This window comes from Bordetella sp. (assembly GCF_051960075.1).
GTDB lineage: Bacteria > Pseudomonadota > Gammaproteobacteria > Burkholderiales > Burkholderiaceae_B > Bordetella.
The window spans coordinates 1-14,077 of the sequence record NZ_JBQCER010000022.1 but is presented as its reverse complement, the minus strand read 5'-3'; the positions used below and the strand labels follow the sequence as shown (position 1 = coordinate 14,077).

Genomic DNA, 14,077 nt, shown 5'->3' with positions numbered 1-14,077 from the left:
ACGATACTTGCAGGCGACTCGGCTTGGGCATCGTCCAGCATGTAAATACGGTCGGCAGCCAGGGCCAGCTCGAACAGCGTGCCTGCAAAGCACGAACCCGGTTCGATAAAGGCGAAAAGCGAACGGGAGGTCACATCCAGGCGCGCCAGCGTACGGCGCAGCATGCCCGCAGTTTCGCGCACGAACCAATGATCGGCATGCGCCTGCAGGTCGGCGTCGGCTGCCAGCACGGCCTGCGCGTCGCCTTCGGTCTTGAAGACCCAGGTGCCGATATCCAGTTCATTGGCGCGCAGATGCAGGATGGCGTCGTCCAGCTCGCGCGCCACCTGCAGCGGCCACCAGGCGGCGCCTGCGGCGACGATGGCTTCGATGCCCTGCGGCAGGGGCGACTGAGGCGCGCGCACCGTCCAGGTGGCCAGACGCTTGTCCCGCTCGATGCGCACATCCACGTATTGATAGGCGATGCCGTCGACCTTTTCGGTGCGCTCAAGGCGCGTCAAGGCGATGCCTTGCGCGCCCTCGCCCGGACGGTCGCTGCCGGCGGCCAGTTCCAGCGCGCGGGCCTGGACGGCCGCGGAAAATTGTGCGGGCTTGATCACCTCGTCGACCAGGCGCCAGGCCTTGGCGCGCTCGCCGCGCACGCCTTCGACCAGGGTGCAGAAAATGTCGGCGTGGTCGTGGCGCACGCGGCGTTTATCGGTCACGCGGGTGAGGCCGCCGGTGCCGGGCAGCACCCCCAGCAGCGGCACTTCGGGCAGCGCGACCGACGAGGAGCGGTCATCGACGAGCAGGATCTCGTCGCAGGCCAGCGCCAGCTCGTAGCCGCCTCCGGCGCAAGCGCCGTTGACCGCCGCAATGAATTTGAGGCCGCTGTGGCGGCTGGAGTCTTCGATGCCGTTGCGGGTTTCGTTGGTGAACTTGCAGAAGTTCACCTTCCAGGCATGCGATGACAGGCCCAGCATGAAGATGTTGGCCCCCGAGCAGAAGATGCGTTCCTTCATGCTGGTCAGCACGACCGTCCGAACCTCGGGATGCTCGAAGCGAATGCGCTGCAGCGCATCGTGCAGCTCAATGTCCACGCCCAGATCGTAGGAGTTGAGCTTAAGCTTGTAGCCGGGGCGCAGACCGCCGTCCTCGGCTACGTCCATGGCCAGGGTGGCGACCGGGCCTTGGAAGCTCAGGCGCCAGTGGCGGTACTGCTGAGGGTCGGTGCGGAAGTCCACCTGCGGGGTCGTGCTGCTCATGGCCTGTCTCCTTCTGGGTGCATGTCGGAAAATTTAACACGCACAATAATTCATGAGCAGCAGAATAATGCACTAAACTGCAGAAATCAACATTTTTCTATGCCAGCGCTCCTGCCGCCTTGCGCACCTGATCTCGCAGACCGACGAAACTGTCTTCCAACGACAGGCCGCTGGTGTTCCAGGTAAGGTCGGCTTTGGCGTAGAACGCTTCGCGGCCGGACAAAATGCGCTTGAGATCGGCCATGGCTTCGTTGTTGCCCGACATGGGCCGGAAGTCGCCCTGCGCCATGACTCGGCTCATGTGATCTTCCGGCGTGGCGCGCAACCAGATGGTGTAGCAGCGCTCGAGCAACAGGTTGTATGCGGCAGGCTCGGAGACGAGACCACCCGGCGTAGCCAGCACCATCTCAGGGTAGAGCTGCATCGCCTCCTCCAGCGCCCGGCGTTCATAGCGACGATAGGCGCTGGGCCCGTAGAGATTATGAATTTCGAGCAGGCCGCATCCGGCCACGCGCTCGATCTCGCGGTTCAGCTCGACAAAGGGATAGTCCAGGTCGTCGGCCAGCATCTGGCCCAGCGTGGACTTGCCCGCGCCGCGCAACCCGATGAGCGCGATGCGCCGCATGCGTCCGGCGCGTTCGCTGTCGGCCCCGAACAACTGTGTCAGGGCTTCGCGAGCGCGCTGCAGTTCGTCCTCGCCGCGGCCGTCGAGCAAATCGCGGATCAACAACCATTCGGGCGACCCGGTCGTGACGTCGCCCACCAGCTCGGCCAGCGCACAGCCGAATGCGCGAGCGATCTGCCGCAGCACCAGAATGGAGGCGTTGCCCACGCCCTGTTCGAGATTGGCCAGGTGCCTCTCGGACACGCCCGTGGCCTGCGCCAGGCCCTTGCGCGTCATGCCGCGGATGGCGCGCAGACGCCGCACCCGCTCGCCCAGGGCGGCCAAAAAGGAGCTTTCAGACTGTGCCGTCGTTTCGCGCAGCGGCGACGCTGAAACCCGGTCTAGCGCTTCGCTCATGGTCGTGCCGACTCCCGGATCAGGAAGGATTCATTCATATCATGCATTATATTGCTTGACCCGTCCATAAAAGCGCATTATTTTTCCACCCACGCAGCAAGTAAAGCCTGCTGGGGCGACGACGCCGCCCCTTACAGAACGGGCCTGAGTGTACGGGAGACATCATGAGCACACCCGAGCAATTCCGCGAGCTGATACGCGCGGTCACCGACAGCATCGCCGGCGAAACGCCGGGGCCGGCTCTGCAAGAGCGGCTGAACCGCGAGTTCGGCCCCCATAGCACCGCCTTCCGCGACATTTTCGAGGCCTGCAAGGGCGCCGTCGCGGCCGGCTGGATGTGCAAGCACGAAGGCGGCGGCATCCGTTACGGCCGCGTCATCAAGCCGGCCCAGGACCTGGGCGGCTATTCGGTCGACGTCGTGGACATGAACGACCTGACCGGCCCGCACCACACGCACCCGAACGGCGAGATCGACTTGATCATGCCGCTGGCCGGGCCGGCCCGCTTCGACGGCCACGAGGCGGGCTGGCTGGTCTACGGCCCCGGCTCGGCGCACAGCCCCACCGTCAGCGGCGGCCGTGCGCTGGTGCTGTACCTGCTGCCGCAAGGCGCCATTGAATTCACCCGTCATTGATGCATCCGGACGACATTCTCATGAGCACATGCCCCGCCGAATTGAATTTCGCCAGCCACCTGGCAGACCTGAACGTCGGACGCGCCGGCAAGACAGCCTATATCGATGATGATCGGCGTCTGAGCTATGGCGAACTGGCCGAGCGCGTGACGCGCTTTGCCGGGCTGCTGCAAGGCCTGGGACTGCGCCGTGAAGAGCGCGTCCTGCTGCTGCAGCACGACACCGTGGACTGGCCCGTGGTTTTTTTGGGCGCGCTGCACGCGGGCGTCGTGCCGGTGGCGGTCAACACGCTGCTGTCGGTCGACGATTACGCCTATATGCTGCGGCACAGCCGCGCGCGCGCCGCCTTCGTTTCGGGCGGCCTGCTGCCCACGCTGCAGGCCGCGCTGGCCCAGAGCGGGCACGATGTCGAGCAGGTCGTGGTGTCGCAGCCGACCGGGCCGCTGCCAGCCGGCGCGGCCGAGTTCGAAACCCTGCTCTCGGCCGCGCCGCGCGTTCCTGCAGCGCGCACGCAGGCCGACGAGATCGCTTTTTGGCTTTATTCCTCCGGCTCGACCGGCAAACCCAAGGGTGTGGTGCATACCCACGGCAACCTATGGCATACCGCCGAGCTGTATGGCAAGCCCATCCTCGGCATACGCGAAGACGATGTGGCGTTTTCCGCGGCCAAGCTTTTCTTCGCCTACGGCCTGGGCAACGGACTGACCTTTCCGCTGTCGGTAGGTGCCACCGTGGTGCTGATGGGTGAGCGCCCCACGCCGCAGGCCGTGTTCAAGCGCCTGACCGAGCACCGCCCAACGGTGTTTTACGGCGTGCCCACGCTCTACGCCAGCATGCTGGCCTCGCCCGACCTGCCGCCGCGCGAAAAGGTGGCGATGCGCGTTTGCGCCTCGGCCGGCGAAGCGCTGCCGCGCGACATCGGCGAGCGCTATACGCGCCATTTCGGCTGCGAGATCCTCGACGGCATCGGCTCGACCGAGATGCTGCATATCTTCATTTCCAACCGCGCGGGCGCGCTGCGCTACGGCACCACAGGCCAGCCCGTGCCGGGCTACGAAGTCGAACTGCGCGACGACCAGGGCAGGCCTGTGGCGCCGGGCACCATCGGCGACCTCTACATCAAGGGCCCCAGCACAGCCTTGATGTACTGGAACAACCGAGAAAAAACCCGCCAGAGCTTCCTGGGCGACTGGTTAAAGAGCGGCGACAAATACCAGTGCGACGCCGAGGGCTACTACACCTACGCCGGGCGCAGCGACGACATGATCAAGGTCAGCGGCCAGTATGTATCGCCGATCGAGGTGGAAAACGTGCTGATCCAGCACGAGGCCGTGCTCGAGGCCGCGGTGATCGGCGTGGCCGACCATGACGGCCTGGTCAAGACCAAGGCCTTTGTGGTGCTGCGCGATGGCCACACGGCCGGAGCCGACACCTGCGCAGCGTTGCAGAACTACGTCAAGACCCGGCTCGCGCCTTTCAAGTACCCCAGGGAAATCGACTTCATCGAAGAACTGCCCAAGACCGCGACGGGAAAAATACAGCGTTTTCGCTTGCGACAACGAGAGAGCGCCGCCTCGCCTGCGCAGGTTTGACAAAGATTTCCTTGCAAAAACCTATTCTTTCTCCCCTTTTTCGCCGATTGCCGGCAAGCGGCGCTGGCTAGAATTCCGCTAGGATATCCCCTCCCCGGCCTGGCGCCGGGCGGCCCATACCCATATCGGGCCGATTTCCTCGGGGCACGCAGCGCACACATGAATCCTTCCACTCTCATCGGCTTCGTCCTTGGCCTGATCACCGTCATCCTGGTGCTGGTGTTTTCGGCCATCAACAGCTGGGCCTACCTGAACCTGCCGGGCCTGATCATCGTGATCGGCGGTACGCTGGCGGCGCTGTTCATCAGCTATCCCATGCGCGAGGTGCTGCGCATCCCGCACCTGCTGGGCGCCATCTTCCGCAGCGACAAGCTCGACACCCAGCGCGACATCGACGAGCTGAGCGGCCTGGCCCAGCTCTGGATGAACGAAGATGTGCACAAGGCCGAAGAAGCGCTCAAGAAGGTGACCAACCCCTTCCTGCGCACGGGCGTGCAGCTCATCATCAACCACACGCCCGAAGAACAGATCATCGAGCTGCTGCAGTGGCGTATCGCCCGGCTGCGCGCGAGAGAGCACGCCGAATCGCAGATGTTCCGCACGATGGCCAGCTTCGCGCCGGCCTTCGGCATGCTGGGTACCCTGATCGGCCTGGTCAGCCTGATGACCGTGCTGGGTACGGGCGGCATGGACCTCATCGGCCATCACCTGAGCATCGCGCTCATGGCCACGTTCTACGGCCTGCTGCTGTCCAACCTCATTTGCAAGCCCATCGCCGTCAAGCTCGAGCGCCGCACTGAGCAGCGCGTCGTGCTGCTGAACATGATCATGCAGGGCGTCTCGATGATGTGCGAGCGTCGCGGCCCGGCGCTGGTGCGCGAGACGCTCAACTCCTTCATGCTGCACGTCGAAGACGAAATCTACGATGGCGGGCCCGTGACGCCTCCCGTCAGGCGCGCGCGCCGCCAGCGCGCCCCGTCCTTGAAGGTGACGGGCCGGCCATGAGCGATGGCCCCGAGACCATAATCCAGCCGCGCCACCGGCCTTCGCTGGCCGATCTGGTCGATCAGCGCAAGCGAGAAGCCGCGCGCCAGCGCAATTTTTCCCCTGCCCGCCAAAGTCTGGCGGAGGGCGGCCGTTTTTCGCGTTGGCACGTGCCCGAGCTCGTCGACCACGAGTCCGACAACTGGCTGCTGACCTATCTGGACATGCTCACGCTGCTGCTGGCCATGCTAGTGGTCATGCTGGGCATTTCGCGACTGCCGCCGGCGCACAAGGCCGCGTCCGTGCCCGCGGTCCTGGTCGGCTCGGTCGACAGTCACGGGCTGCCGGTCTATCAAGGACCGCTCAAGTTCGACGCGACGCCGCTGGTTCCGGCCGGCTGGGCCAAGGTGCCCATGCCCGGGGAGTTGCCGCCCGTCAATCCGGCCGACGTCGGACCGCTGCCGCGCTCCGAGCAGCCGGGCCTGCCGGCCGCCCCGCCCATGAAGACGCCTTCCATCAAGGAACTGGGCCTGGAGAACCTGGGCAAGGACGTGCAGGTCGTGATCAACAGCCAGTCGATCAGCTTCCGCATCAGCAACGAACTGCTCTTCCCGTCCGGCCAGGACACGCTCAACCCCGAGGGCCTGGCCGTGCTCAAGAAGCTGGCCGTGGTGATAAATCGCACCAAGTACCCGGTATCGGTGGAAGGCCATAGCGACAACCAGCCCATCAATACCCGGCAATTCCCGTCGAACTGGGAGCTGTCGACCAGCCGCGCCACCAGCGTGCTGCGCGCACTGATACGCGACGGCGTCGGCCAGGAGCGCCTGCGCGCCGTCGGCTACGCCGACACGCGGCCGCTCAAGTCCAATGCCACGCCGCAGGGACGCGCGGCCAATCGGCGGGTGGAGTTGATTCTGCAGATTCAGCCGCACCATCCCGACGAGCCTGCAACGGCCGCAAAACCGGCTGAGCGAGCTATCCAGCCTGTCGCTCAGGCGGCCGCACGGCCGGCCGCCGAGCCCACGGTGCCCGAGCCGCCTGCCCGCATCCTGATCACGGGCGCCAAACCGGTCGTGCCGCAGCGCTGACCGGCCTTACCCTGGCGCGCGCCGGCGCGTCACAGGGCTCGTGCCGTTGCTCGAGGCCCGCGGCCATGCCGCGGCGAGTCAGTCCTCGTGCGGCGAGAACAAATCCCAGGCGGCCATGAACAGCGCCGCCACCAGCGGGCCGATCACAAAGCCGTTCAAGCCCACCAGCGCCATGCCGCCCAGCGTCGAAATCAGGATCATGTAGTCCGGCAGCTTGGTCTCCTTGCCCACCAGCAGGGGCCGCAGCAGGTTGTCCACCATGCCGATCACCAGGACACAGAACAGGACCAGGACGACTCCCTGCCACAAGGCGCCGGTGAGCAGGAAGTATGCCGCCACCGGCACCCACACCAGGGCCGAGCCAATCGCCGGCAACAGCGACAAAAAGCCCATGATCACGCCCCACAGCAACGCGCCCTGAATACCCAGCGCCCAGAAGATGAAACCTCCGAGCACGCCTTGTGCGGCGGCCACCGCCACATTGCCCTTGACGGTGGCTCGCACCACCGTCGTGAACTTCTGCATGAGCGGTTCTTTGTGCGCGTCGCTCAGGGGAATCGCGCGCAGCATGCGGCGCGACAGCGCAGAACCGTCGCGAAGCAGGAAAAACAGCAAATACAACATGATGCCGAGATTGACCATGAACTGGAACGTATCCTGTCCGATGCTGACCGCGCGGGTCGCCAGGAAACGGCTGGCCTGCACGGCGCCCTGGCTCAGCTTTTCGCGCAGGCTGTCCATGTTGAACAGATCGAAGTGCGCGAGAAGATCGTGCAGCCAACCAGGCAAGGCCGCCTGTGCCCGCTGGAAATACAGGCCGAAATCCAGGCTGCCGCTGCGCGTGCTCTGGTAGAGCGCCGCGCCCTCTGTTACCAGCGACCCGGCGATGAAGGCCAGCGGCAGGATCGCCACCACCAGCACCAGCAGCATGGTCACTATGGCCGCCAGATTGCGTCGGCCGCGCAGGCGCACCACGAGCCGGCGCTGCACGGGGTTGAAAATGATCGCCAGCACCGTGCCCCAGAACACCGCGCCCCAGAACGGCCACAGCACCCATAGAAAAGCCACCGACACCAGCGCCAGCAGAGCATGGAAATTCTTGTCGTGCATCAGGGTGGACCGATTCATGCGTCTTTCCTCGAATAAGGCCGATCATAGCCGCTGCGCTCCGTGCACGCCCGTTTGCTTCCCGGTTTCCCGCCCTCCCGCAAGCGCCTTGATGCTAAAGTGCCTGCAGCCCCTCAACTCCAACGTCCTTCGCCATGACCCGCGTGCGCATCTGGGACCTGCCCACCCGCCTATTCCACTGGAGCCTCGCCGTCTGCGTCGTCGGCGCCTACATCAGCGCGAAACTCGGCGGGCTGTACATGGATTGGCATGTGCGCTTCGGCCTGACCGTCATGGGCCTGGTTATCTTTCGCGTGGTCTGGGGCTTCATCGGCCCGCGCCATGCGCGCTTCGTTGGCTTCGTCAAAGGCCCGCGCGCGATAGGAGCCTATCTGCGCGGCCTGGCCGCAGGCACGGCCAAGAGCGCCGGCCACAATCCCCTGGGCGCCCTGTCGGTGCTGGCCATGCTGATCGATCTGGGCGTCCAGGCCGTGCTCGGTCTTTTCGCCACCGACGACATCATGGTCCAGGGCCCGCTCTACGGCACCGTCTCCCCCGCCACGTCCGGCTTTCTTACCTCGCTGCACGAGGCCAACCGATGGGTCATCATCACGCTGGTGATCCTGCACCTGCTGGCCGTAACCTGGCATACGCTGGTCAGAAAAGAACCGCTGGTACGCGCCATGGTCGCGGGCGACATGCCCGCCGAGCATCTGCCGGCCGATGTGCAACCCAGCGCCGACGGCGCCGCAGTACGGCTGCGGGCGCTGATTCTGGCCATCATCGTGGCGGCCTTAGTGCTGTGGCTGCGATCCTTGGGGGCGTGATCCAGCTCGGGCTTTAACGCTTGATTCAAATCGCGCCGGTCAGGCGCCACTCTTTTTCATATTTATGCAGATAATCGACAAGAACGAAACGTCACGCCGCCTACCCATGCCCGGGCTGATCGAGGCGCTGCGTTCGATGTTTCGCGAAGGCTGCGAAGTGCCGCTGCGCCATGCGCACACCATCGACAACGGCGATCCCGCTACGAGCGGCACGTTCCTTCTCATGCCTGCGTGGCAGCCCGGCAAGAAGCTCGGGTTGAAGACGGTATCGATCTATCCCGGCAATCGCGACCGCGGGCTGCCGGGTCTGCACTCGACTTATATGCTTTTCGACGCGCAAACCGGCGTGCCGCTCGTCATGCTCGACGGCGACACCATCACGTCGCGGCGCACCGCCGCAGCCTCGGCGCTGGCGGCGCACTATCTGAGCCGGCCGGACGCCTCGACGCTGCTGCTGGTGGGTACCGGTCAGGTCGCGGCAGTGATTCCCCAGGCTTACAGCGCGGTGCGGCCCATTCGGCGCGTGCTGGTCTGGAATATCCGCGATGAAAGCGCCAAGCGGCTCGTGGCGCAGCTCAGGCTCGACGGCTACGATGCCGAGCATGCCGCGGATCTAGAGGCCGCCGTCGCGCAGGCGGATATCGTCTCCTGCGCGACACTGTCCACGGCCCCGCTGATCAAGGGCAAATGGCTGCGCCCCGGCATGCACCTGGACTTGATCGGCGGTTTCAAGCCCACCATGCGCGAAAGCGACGACGATTGTTATGTCGGCACCTCGGTGTTCGTCGACACCGAAGAGGCCTTGATCAAGGCGGGCGATCTGCTCGAGCCGATCAACGCGGGGGTTTTCCGCAAAGAGTCGGTCCGCGCACAAATGGCCGAACTTTGCCGCGGCCTGCGCGCAGGCCGGCAAAACGCCGACGAAATCACCGTATTCAAGGCTGTGGGCAACGCGCTCGAAGATCTTGCCGCGGCATGCCTTGCCATGGAATCGGACTCCTGATGCGCACCGACCTCAACCCCGAACCCGACCTCGACGAAGACTACGACGAGGCGCTCGACCCGGAGCAGCCGCTCAGGGAGCCCGCCTCGGCGGTTCTCATTGCCTGGGCGCTGATCACGTTCCTGTTCGCCGTGGCAGCGATCGCTTGCGCATTCAAGCCGCATATCGGTCAATATCTGCAGACCTCCCGCTGGACGGTCGCGCATCTGGCGCTCCTGCTGGGCACGTTCGCGCTGGCAAGCGGCGTCGCTGCGATTGCCGTGCGCCCGCTGGGATATGGCCGCAGTCTGCTGGCCTGGACACTGGGCTGCATGGTTTGGCTGCTGGTGGCTGCGGCCATACTGCTGTTTGCATTCCGGCATCCGCTCGAATTCTTCGTGCGCCACAGCGACGGTATTGCTCAGGGCTCGACCGCCGGCACGCCGCAAGAACAGCTCCTGGCATTCAGCTACGAGAGCGGCCGCAAGCTGTCGGGCGTTCGAACGACCTATAGCCTGACCTGGGTGGGAGGGCAGCACGCCAACTGCTCGATGCCAGGCCTGGCCGCGCCCGGCCAATGCACCTTGATGGAATGCGTGGTGGAAAAGACCTGGTGGCTGGCAGGCGGCAGCTACACCCGTTCCTGGCAGATCGCGCCTCTGAGCGAGCCGGACAAGATTCGCAACGCACGGTGCCGCATCGTCGATCCGATGACGGTCAAGAACGGCGATTACGACGCCCGAGGCCGGCGCAGCGCCCAGAATTGAGCAAGCTCGGCGCCGCGCGCCTCGGCGACACGCCTGCGCGGCAGCGCTTGCAGGGCCTTGCCGGCCTATATCGTGCGCGCAAGCTCCACGGCCAGGCCCACATAAGAGCGCGGGGTCATGGCAAGCAGGCGCTGCTTGGCGTCGTCGGGCAAGGCCAGGCTGGTGATGAATTCACGCAGGCCTTCTTCATTGATGCCCTTGCCGCGCGTGAGCGCCTTCAGTTGCTCGTAGGGCTGCGGCAGGCCGTTGCGGCGCATGACCGTCTGCACCGGCTCGGCCAGCACTTCCCAGCAGGCGTCGATGTCGGCGTCGATGGCCGCCGCGTTGACTTCGAGCTTGTCCAGGCCGCGCAGACAGGAATCCCAGGCCACCAGGCTGTAGCCAAAACCCACGCCCAGGTTGCGCAGCACGGTGGAATCGGTGAGATCGCGCTGCCAGCGCGATACCGGCAGCTTTTCGGACAAGTGGCGCAGCACGGCATTGGCCAGACCCAGATTGCCCTCGGAGTTTTCGAAGTCGATGGGGTTGACCTTGTGCGGCATGGTGGACGAGCCCACCTCGCCTTCTTTCAGGCGTTGCTTGAAATAGCCCAGCGATACATAACCCCAGATGTCGCGGTCCAGATCCAGAAGAATGACGTTGGCGCGCGCCACCGCGTCGAACAGCGCCGCCATCCAGTCGTGCGGTTCGATCTGAATCGTGTGACGGTTTTGCGTCAGGCCCAGGCCGGCCAGCACCTTGCGGCTGAACTCGGGCCAGTTCACCTCGGGGTAGGCCGAGGTGTGCGCGTTGTAGTTGCCGGTGGCGCCGTTCATCTTGGCCAGCGGCTCGACCGCTTCGATGGCGGCGATGGCGCGCGTCAGACGCTCGACCACGTTGGCCATTTCCTTGCCCAGCGTGGTGGGGCTGGCGGGTTGGCCGTGGGTGCGCGACAGCATGGGCTGAGCCGAGTAGGCCACGGCCATTTCAGAGAGCTTTACGGCCAGCCTGCGCAGGCGCGGCACCAGCACCTGATCGCGGGCGCGGGTGAGCATCAGCGCGTGCGAGGTGTTGTTGATGTCTTCGGAGGTACAGGCAAAGTGAATGAATTCGGCGGCGCGCGACAGTTCATCGTCGCCCGCCACTTTTTCCTTCATCCAGTATTCGACGGCCTTGACATCGTGGTTGGTGACGCGCTCGATCTCTTTGATGCGTTGCGCGTCGGCTTCTGAAAAAGCAGAGACCAGCGCGCCCAGGCGCTCGCGCGCGCCTTTGCTGAAAGGCGCGAGCTCGGGCAGATTGGCGTCCGACAAGGCAACGAGCCAAGCCACTTCGACCTCGACGCGGTGCGCCATGAAGCCGGCTTCGGACAGCAGACCGCGCAGGGCGTCGCCTCGGGCGGCATAACGGCCGTCCAGCGGCGACAGGGCATTGAGTTCGGTAAGCGCTTGGGCGAGTTGCATGGCGGCTCTGGGAAGAAATAGGCGCAAAATTTTAGCACCCTGGATTCTGTAGGGCTGTGGCAACGGCGCATCGCTCCGCGCTCGGCCACGGCGGAATTGATCGGAAAATGAAAGCCCCCCTGCTATACTTCGCCCGCTTTCCGACTTCGCATTCTGTCACCCATGAAACTGATCGGCTCGCTTACCAGTCCCTACGTCCGCAAAGTCCGGATTGTCATGGCCGACAAAAAACTGGACTATCAGATCGAAATCGAGAACGTCTGGTCTCCCGACACGAAAATCCAGAAGTACAACCCGCTGGGCAAGGTACCTTGCCTGGTGATGGAAGACGGAGGCGCCCTGTTCGATTCGCGCGTCATCGTCGAATATCTCGACACACTCTCTCCTGTCGCACGTCTGCTGCCGCAATCCGGCCGCGAACGTGCTGCGGTCAAATGCTGGGAAGCCATTGCGGATGGCCTGCTTGACGCCAGCGTGATGATCGTCCGAGAACGCATGCGGCCAGAAGCCCAGCAGAGCGCCGAGTGGATCGAGCGGCATTTCAGCAAGATCCACGCCAGTCTCGACGCCATGAACAAGAGCCTGGGCGATCATCAATACTGCATGGGCATCAACTATACGCTGGCCGACATCGCCGTCGGTTGCGCGCTGGGTTATCTGGATCTGCGCTTTCCCGATCTGGATTGGCGCGCCTCTCACGCCAATCTGACCCGGCTGTTCGACAAACTGGCGATCCGTCAGTCGTTCGTCGATACGGTGCCGAAGGTTTAGCGCGCTTCAGGTATAGGGCGCTTTAGCGCCCTTTTCACGCAATGATGCCGCCGCCCAGGCAGATGTCGCCGTCGTAGAGCACGGCAGACTGGCCCGGCGTCACGGCCCATTGTTGTTGATCGAATTCCAAGACGAAATTTTCGCCCTGCGCCGCAGACAGCGCGCAGGTGGCGTCGGCCTGGCGGTAGCGCGTCTTGGCGCCGTAGCGGCCGACGGCGGGCGGGTGGCCCGCCACCCAGCTCGCATCCTGCGCTTTGAGCGAGCCGGATAGCAGCCAGGGGTGATCGTGGCCTTGCACCACATAGAGCGTGTTCTGGTTCAGGTCTTTGCGGGCGGTATACCAGGCATGCGCCGTGCCGTCCTCGTTTTGCCTGCCCTTTATGCCGCCCACGCCCAGGCCCTTGCGCTGGCCCAACGTGTAGAACGACAGTCCGTGGTGCGTGCCGACCCTCTGGCCTTCCGGCGTGAGCATGGGGCCGGGCGCGGTGGGCAGGTAGCGGCTGAGGAATTCGCGAAACGGCCGCTCGCCGATGAAGCAGATGCCGGTGGAATCTTTCTTGGCGGCGTTGTGCAGGCCGATTTCGTGCGCGATGCGGCGCACCTCGGTCTTGGGAATCTCTCCCAGCGGAAACAGCGTGCGCGCCAACTGCGCCTGATTCAACCGGTGCAGAAAGTAGCTCTGGTCCTTGCTGCCGTCCAGCGCCTTGAGCAACTGGTATTCGGAACCGACGGCGCCCTGCACACAGCGCACCCGCGCATAGTGGCCGGTGGCGATGTGCTCGGCGCCCAGCGACATGGCATGGTCGAGAAAGGCCTTGAACTTGATTTCGGCGTTGCACAGCACGTCGGGGTTGGGCGTGCGGCCGGCCGAGTATTCGCGCAGAAAGTCGGCAAAGACGCGATCCTTGTATTCGGCGGCGAAGTTGACGTATTCGAACTCAACGCCCACGCGGTCGGCCACGCTGGCGGCGTCCAGCAAGTCCTGGCGGGTGGAGCAGTATTCGGAATCGTCGTCGTCTTCCCAGTTCTTCATGAACAGGCCGACGACGTCGTACCCCTGCTGCTTGAGCAGCCAGGCGGTGACCGAGGAATCGACGCCGCCCGACATACCGACGACAACGCGGCCCTTGGAGGCCTTTTTTACGGATATAGCTGACATGATGGCGGCATTTTAGCGCCAGGCGAAGACAGCCTTATTTAGCCGCCTTGGCCTGCGCCGCGCCGGAATCGGCGTGGCAGGCCTCATAGATCTCGTGCAGGGTGATCTTGCGCACCTCGGCCTGACTGGCGCCGATGTGCGCGGCCAGCAGGCGGCAGGCTTCGTCGGCGCGCTGGGCCAGGATGGCGCGCAGTATGCGCGCGTGCTCTTCGTAGGTGGTGTCCACACGGTGCTTTTTGGTGAAGTCCAGCCGACGGATCACGCGGATGCGGTCGGTGATTTCGCGGTGCACCCGCGCCATTTCGGCATTGCCCGCGGCATCGAGCAGACTGCAGTGAAAGGCCTCGTCCCAGAGCCCCACCTGGACCATGTCGGCACTGCGCTCGGCGGACGGTATCAGCCAGATGCGCTCTTGCTCGGCCAGAGCCAGGCGCACCGCCGGCGCACCGATGGCG

Annotated in this window: 14 protein-coding genes; 8 read left to right on the top strand and 6 right to left on the bottom strand. The window is 64.7% G+C overall.

Annotation, left to right across the window (positions count from 1 at the left end):
- Positions 1 to 1,244 (bottom strand): 2,3-epoxybenzoyl-CoA dihydrolase (gene boxC, locus ACTHJ1_RS02735; protein ID WP_440187316.1); only part of this gene is annotated, 1,244 nt, incomplete at its 3' end.
- Between the two features lie 97 nt (positions 1,245 to 1,341).
- On the bottom strand, positions 1,342 to 2,265 hold the full coding sequence (locus ACTHJ1_RS02730; protein WP_440187313.1) for a helix-turn-helix transcriptional regulator: 924 nt from the start codon (positions 2,263 to 2,265) through the stop codon (positions 1,342 to 1,344).
- Positions 2,266 to 2,429: 164 nt separating this feature from the next.
- Here ACTHJ1_RS02730 and ACTHJ1_RS02725 point away from each other — a divergent pair, with 164 nt between their 5' ends.
- From ACTHJ1_RS02725 to ACTHJ1_RS02710, 4 genes are all read left to right on the top strand, one after another.
- Complete coding sequence (locus ACTHJ1_RS02725) at positions 2,430 to 2,900, top strand: DUF4863 family protein (RefSeq protein WP_440187310.1); 471 nt, start codon at positions 2,430 to 2,432, stop codon at positions 2,898 to 2,900.
- Between the two features lie 20 nt (positions 2,901 to 2,920).
- Positions 2,921 to 4,492: a benzoate-CoA ligase family protein gene (locus ACTHJ1_RS02720; protein ID WP_440187307.1), complete on the top strand. Its 1,572-nt coding sequence runs from the start codon at positions 2,921 to 2,923 to the stop codon at positions 4,490 to 4,492.
- A 159-nt stretch (positions 4,493 to 4,651) separates the two neighbouring features.
- Positions 4,652 to 5,497 (top strand): motility protein A, encoded by an 846-nt coding sequence (locus tag ACTHJ1_RS02715; RefSeq protein WP_440187304.1) that lies wholly within the window; start codon positions 4,652 to 4,654, stop codon positions 5,495 to 5,497.
- Positions 5,494 to 6,567 (top strand): OmpA/MotB family protein, encoded by a 1,074-nt coding sequence (locus ACTHJ1_RS02710; protein ID WP_440187301.1) that lies wholly within the window; start codon positions 5,494 to 5,496, stop codon positions 6,565 to 6,567. The genes ACTHJ1_RS02715 and ACTHJ1_RS02710 overlap by 4 nt, the downstream gene beginning before the upstream one ends.
- Before the next feature lie 78 nt (positions 6,568 to 6,645).
- Here the strand turns inward: ACTHJ1_RS02710 and ACTHJ1_RS02705 are convergent, their stop codons facing one another.
- On the bottom strand, positions 6,646 to 7,695 hold the full coding sequence (locus ACTHJ1_RS02705) for an AI-2E family transporter (RefSeq protein ID WP_440187298.1): 1,050 nt from the start codon (positions 7,693 to 7,695) through the stop codon (positions 6,646 to 6,648).
- A 134-nt stretch (positions 7,696 to 7,829) separates the two neighbouring features.
- On the opposite strand from ACTHJ1_RS02705, the gene ACTHJ1_RS02700 reads away from it, so the two are divergent.
- The 3 genes from ACTHJ1_RS02700 to ACTHJ1_RS02690 all read left to right on the top strand — a co-directional run bounded on the left by ACTHJ1_RS02700 (position 7,830) and on the right by ACTHJ1_RS02690 (position 10,250).
- Positions 7,830 to 8,501, top strand: a complete 672-nt coding sequence (locus ACTHJ1_RS02700) for a cytochrome b/b6 domain-containing protein (protein WP_440187295.1) — start codon at positions 7,830 to 7,832, stop codon at positions 8,499 to 8,501.
- Positions 8,502 to 8,565: 64 nt separating this feature from the next.
- Complete coding sequence (locus ACTHJ1_RS02695; protein ID WP_440187292.1) at positions 8,566 to 9,504, top strand: ornithine cyclodeaminase family protein; 939 nt, start codon at positions 8,566 to 8,568, stop codon at positions 9,502 to 9,504.
- Positions 9,504 to 10,250, top strand: coding sequence for a hypothetical protein (locus ACTHJ1_RS02690; protein ID WP_440187290.1), 747 nt, complete (start codon positions 9,504 to 9,506; stop codon positions 10,248 to 10,250). Before ACTHJ1_RS02695 ends, ACTHJ1_RS02690 begins: the two co-directional genes overlap by 1 nt.
- Positions 10,251 to 10,315: 65 nt before the next feature.
- Here the strand turns inward: ACTHJ1_RS02690 and purB are convergent, their stop codons facing one another.
- Positions 10,316 to 11,692 carry an adenylosuccinate lyase gene (gene purB / locus ACTHJ1_RS02685; RefSeq protein WP_440187287.1) on the bottom strand — a complete coding sequence of 459 codons (1,377 nt, stop codon included), beginning with the start codon at positions 11,690 to 11,692 and terminating at the stop codon, positions 10,316 to 10,318.
- Positions 11,693 to 11,854: 162 nt separating this feature from the next.
- On the opposite strand from purB, the gene ACTHJ1_RS02680 reads away from it, so the two are divergent.
- Entirely contained in the window at positions 11,855 to 12,463 is a 609-nt protein-coding gene (locus ACTHJ1_RS02680) for a glutathione S-transferase (RefSeq protein WP_440187284.1), read from the top strand.
- 34 nt (positions 12,464 to 12,497) lie between these two features.
- On the opposite strand, the gene mnmA is transcribed toward ACTHJ1_RS02680, so the two are convergent.
- A complete protein-coding gene (gene mnmA / locus ACTHJ1_RS02675; RefSeq protein WP_440187281.1) occupies positions 12,498 to 13,622 on the bottom strand; it encodes a tRNA 2-thiouridine(34) synthase MnmA in 1,125 nt (374 codons plus the stop codon).
- 34 nt (positions 13,623 to 13,656) lie between these two features.
- The coding region (locus ACTHJ1_RS02670; RefSeq protein ID WP_440187279.1) for an FCD domain-containing protein at positions 13,657 to 14,077 on the bottom strand (421 nt) is incomplete at its 5' end.